The 3,999-nt window shown below is 41.2% G+C and carries 3 protein-coding genes and 1 pseudogene; 1 reads left to right on the top strand and 3 read right to left on the bottom strand.

The genetic code is table 11. The features are described 5' to 3' along the window. Window positions 1-128 precede the first annotated feature (128 nt). Window positions 129-991: pseudogene (locus tag CAG69_RS15425) on the bottom strand (DUF6279 family lipoprotein). A gap of 261 nt (window positions 992-1,252) precedes the next feature. Here CAG69_RS15425 and CAG69_RS15430 point away from each other — a divergent pair. Further along, window positions 1,253-1,426 carry a hypothetical protein gene (locus CAG69_RS15430; protein ID WP_005373524.1) on the top strand — a complete coding sequence of 58 codons (174 nt, stop codon included), beginning with the start codon at window positions 1,253-1,255 and terminating at the stop codon, window positions 1,424-1,426. 89 nt (window positions 1,427-1,515) lie between these two features. On the opposite strand, the gene CAG69_RS15435 is transcribed toward CAG69_RS15430, so the two are convergent. Next, the gene (locus tag CAG69_RS15435) at window positions 1,516-2,148 is read right to left on the bottom strand and encodes a response regulator (RefSeq protein WP_005398453.1); all 633 of its coding nucleotides are present in this window, start codon (window positions 2,146-2,148) and stop codon (window positions 1,516-1,518) included. Further along, window positions 2,135-3,871, bottom strand: coding sequence for a nitrate/nitrite two-component system sensor histidine kinase NarQ (gene narQ / locus CAG69_RS15440; protein ID WP_161444976.1), 1,737 nt, complete (start codon window positions 3,869-3,871; stop codon window positions 2,135-2,137). Before narQ ends, CAG69_RS15435 begins: the two co-directional genes overlap by 14 nt. Window positions 3,872-3,999: the final 128 nt, after the last annotated feature.

Consider the following 3,999-nt stretch of genomic DNA (forward strand, 5'->3'; position numbering starts at 1 on the left):
TCAATAAGCTGACCTTACCTCATCAAACCTCAAGCTATGTTACGCTCTTAGCTCAATAAGAATTTGCTTTGAATCATTTTTTCATAAGAAAGGCTACGGCACATCCCCTCGTCAATTGAAGCATGAATCTAATCTAATAATTCCTCAGCTAGTACTCGCCACTCTTTTACCTTACCGCGAAAATGACGCCATTGTTTATCGGTCATAGATTGAGAAATATCTAATGTCAGTTGATCGACCAGCACAAAGTTAGAATCAATATTTTTAGAAAGCTGCTCACTGAATAGCTCTCTGGCTCGAACAACAGGCGCATAAATATATCCTGATAAGTGACAGCATTGGACTTGTTGTCGAACAGATATTCAAGCTCTTGATATATCGTTGCTCGATAACCTCTCCATAGAGGACTGTTAAGAGTGACTTGCTGAGAAAACGTTTGAGCTAATTGGCGCTGACTTTCTGATAGGCTTCCCAACCACTCTTCCATCCACTCTTCTGTGTTATCTAGAATAATTTCACGTATTTCATCTTCCGTTTTATCCGCATATTTTGCGTTTCGCTCTTTATAATGCTCTTGTACATTACTCAGAAATTCCCGTTCTTGATCTTTCGTTAACTGTAAACTCAAAGCAAAAAGGTCTGGTGCCGCTTTGCTTACCACTCTATCGTAATGCGCTCGCATTCTATCTCGATTTTCCTGCAAATAATTTAGGGTTATATCGCTCGCTTTTAATCTCTCAAGCTCTTTTAAATGATCGATATATAACGGTAACTCTTCTTTCTTATGCCATTCTGCTAACAATAATAAGCGTTCTTCGACCAAGACTTCTTGTTCACCTTGCAGAGAAACATAATCCTCTATGTAATCGATAACGAACCAATCGATATTGCTGTATAGAAACTTCTTCGTACATCCGGCAAGAAGAAATACGAAACAAAATAGAAGGCCATAACCAAGCACCTTATTAGATACACCCTGTAATTTAGTCACTTATTCGTATTCCCTTTTCTATTGATTAAGTTCTATACTCAACTTGTATCACTTAATATTGCGGCAAACTTACACCAGTGTGACAAATATTGATTGCCACCTTAATAATATATAGAGTTTGAAATTAACTTTTTGATCACAGCTATCCGCAAAAAAGTGAGTTAGAGCGCAATTATCGGCTAAAAAATGCACCGAACGACGCTCCCTATAACGGCATATAATTTGCATGGATGTTTTTTGGATGGTTTATGGAGGCGAAGTATGGCAGCCGCTGAGCAACTTGATACCAGTGTAGAATATGAGATTCGATATTTTGAACAGGGGAAAATGCACTGCATGAGAGTCATTGCTGAAAGCAAAAAAGTGGCTTATCAGTACTATTTAGAGTGCGGTAAGCACAACAGTGACTTGTACTCTATTCGCCCAGACAAATAAAAAAACCGCCTTTAAGGCGGTTTTTTTATTATTAAAATCACGCTAAACAATTGATTCTATTCGTGGTTTGGGATTGTTCTTCAACTGTATTATTTGATGTCGCCAAAGCGCTCAAGATAAAGAACGGTTGCCGCAGTACGAGAAGGAACTTGAAGCTTTTTAAGTAAACTCTTCATATGCACTTTAACCGTTGATTCAGAAATAAAAAGACGATCGGCAATCTGCTTGTTGCGGAAACCTCTTGCCACCTCTCTTAAGATCTGCGTTTCGCGATCCGTCAGCGTATCAAAAACGTCCTCTTGTCCTGAACGCTCACTCAAATACTTAGAAACTTCTTGGCTGTAAGCTTTGTCACCTTGATGCGCTTGTTTTAGCAACTCAACCAGCTCATCAGGCTCAGTATCTTTCAATAAATAGCCATCTGCGCCACTTCTAACTATTGCTTCTATGTCAGCAGGACTATCCGATACGGTTAAGATAACAATTCGAGCTTCACAACCATCAGCACGTAGCGCTTGTAAGGTATCGAGGCCTGACATGCCTTTCATATTGAGATCAAGAAGTACAAGATCCAGTTCCAGCTCATGCGCTTTCGCTACCGCATCTGCGCCATTACTTGCTTCTGCAACGACTTCAAACTCAGGCTCAAAGCTTAAAAGTTGATGAATACCTCGTCGCATGAGTGGATGATCATCCACCAGCATTACTTTACACACTGTCACTGTTTACTTCCTTACTATGTTGGAATTCTAGTTTTACGGTACAGCCTTTGTTGATCGATGCTTCAATATGAAGATCGGCATGCAGCCTAGCGGCTCGCTCTTGCATGATACTCATACCGTAATGATTTAATTTTTCGTCTTGATGTTCAAAGCCTATTCCATCATCGGTAACGGTTACTGTGACTTTTCCATCATTATCAAGACATTGAATGTGAATATTATCTGCTTGCGCATGCTTGATGGCATTAATTGCCGCTTCTCTTATCAACTGTAGTAAATGAACCTGCTGGTGTGCATCCAGTTCAGTTGAAGAAAGTCTATTTTTTAACGTAATGTCAGCGACGGTTTGTTCGTTGAGCGTTTCGACCATATCTTGCAATGCTTGGCCAAAACTGCCCTCTTTAATCGTAAGACGAAACGTCGTCAGTAATTCGCGTAGTTGGGTATAAGCAGCAGATAAGCCCGTATCCAACTCGGCAATGACTTGATTCGCCTGAGCTATCGCTTTTTCATCAGGCAAATTCTTTACGCTTCTCTTTAATAAAGCGACCTGAATTTTTAAATAAGAGAGTGCTTGAGCTAATGAATCATGCAGTTCCCGAGCAATGGTGGCTCGCTCTTCCATCAGTAGGATTTGTTCTGCTTGGCGTTGGGCTCGATTGTAATACACGGCACGCGATAAAATCTGCACAAAGTTGTCAATCAGTGCCTCATTCGGACAAGGTAATCCGGCCTTCCAATACAAATAGCCTAAGTGCTCACCGTCTAACGTTAGAGCCTTACTATGGCAATCTTCATCACAGTCGTGGCAGCACTCTTCCCCCTCCATCAATATCCAACTCGGTTCTCCCAATTGCTCTATTTCAAGTTTGACCGCTTTAATGCCTTCAAGACTTGCAATATGTTGCAATATGGCTTGGAAGTTATCCTGATTAATACGCGAAGCCGTTAACTCTTTCGACGAGTCATACAATACTTCTAAAGACTGATTCGCATGCTGTAATTTACGCGTTTTTTCATCAACCGCTTGTTCTAGCCCTCGGTATAACTTACCAAGGTCCGTCGCCATCCGATTAAAGGTTCGAGTCAGGATCCCCATTTCATTATCGCTGGATACATTGAGCGATATATTGAATGAGCGATTTTTAATTTGCTCGCTAGCAAAAACTAAGGCACGCAGAGGCCGAACAACTTCGAGGCGCACAAAATGAACGACAAACATACTGACACAAAGAATGCCACCCAACCCTAACCCGCCGATCCAGGCTAAGTTAATCAGTTTTTGCTCCGAAAAGCTTTGTAGCTTAAATACAAACTCATCGATTTGTTCAACAAAACCGGCCACTAGGAGTTGATATTCTGCCGGGTTGTCTCCTCTCAACACCGCCTTGAGTTCATGCCATCTGATAATAAGACGGTAGTAATCGTGAGTGATGTCTTCTGGCACAGACCAATGCTGAAGCGCTTTCATTGAAGGTGAATATATCGAATGTTCAAATGCGTCAATATGTGAAGAATAGTCAACAGATTTAACCTGAATATCATTCGCCAGACGGTAGCTTTGCATTCGCATCGAGCCAGCAACATTGACGGCTTCAGCATCGTTCAAACTGGACGCTAACGTAAAAATCGCAAAACCAGTCGTAGCGACTGAGAGCAGCAAAATAAGAAGCATCGCGGACGCAATCGTGCGCGTCACCGACTTTTTCACATTTTTAAACAATCTGAGTTCCTCGCCCATTAACAATCCTATTTTTACGTGCAATGAACCCATTACCTTTCAACTTTATCAATATGTGATCACCTGCGACGGAATTTATTGATCCAAAACAATATTGCATACCATTTACC

This window comes from Vibrio sp. V43_P6S15P86 (assembly GCF_009904725.1).
Classification (GTDB): Bacteria; Pseudomonadota; Gammaproteobacteria; order Enterobacterales; family Vibrionaceae; genus Vibrio; species Vibrio diabolicus.